Origin of the sequence: Micromonospora endophytica (assembly GCF_003236305.1) — a bacterium.
Lineage (GTDB): Bacteria > Actinomycetota > Actinomycetes > Mycobacteriales > Micromonosporaceae > Micromonospora > Micromonospora endophytica.
In genome coordinates this window covers 1-392 of record NZ_POTX01000553.1, presented here as the reverse complement: position 1 = coordinate 392, position 392 = coordinate 1, and the positions used below count along the sequence as shown (strand labels likewise).

The window sequence follows — 392 nt, the reverse complement described above, 5'->3', positions numbered from 1 at the left end:
ATCTGGGGGCCGGTGAGGGGCGCAACGCGGTCTGGCTGGCCGAGCAGGGCTGGCGGGTGACCGCCGTCGACTTCTCGGCCGTTGCCGTCGAGCGCGGCCGGAAGCTCGCCCGCGAACGCGGCGTCGAGGTCGACTGGCAGGTCGCCGACGTCACCAGTTACCAGCCCGAGGTGGGCGGCTTCGACCTGGTGCTGCTCGCCTACCTGCACCTGCCCGCGCCGCAACGTTCGACGGTGCTACACCGGGCCGGTGCCGCCGTATGCCCCGGCGGCTCACTGGTCCTGGTCGGGCACGATCTGGCGAACCTCACCAACGGGATCGGCGGCCCACAGGACCCGACCGTGCTGCAGACCCCCGACATGGTCGTCGCCGAACTGTCCGGGCTCCACGTG

The 392-nt window shown here is 72.2% G+C and carries 1 protein-coding gene; it reads left to right on the top strand.

The window, feature by feature from the left end; genetic code table 11:
• The coding region (locus C1I93_RS31060; RefSeq protein ID WP_146603636.1) for a class I SAM-dependent methyltransferase at positions 1-392 on the top strand (392 nt) is incomplete at both ends.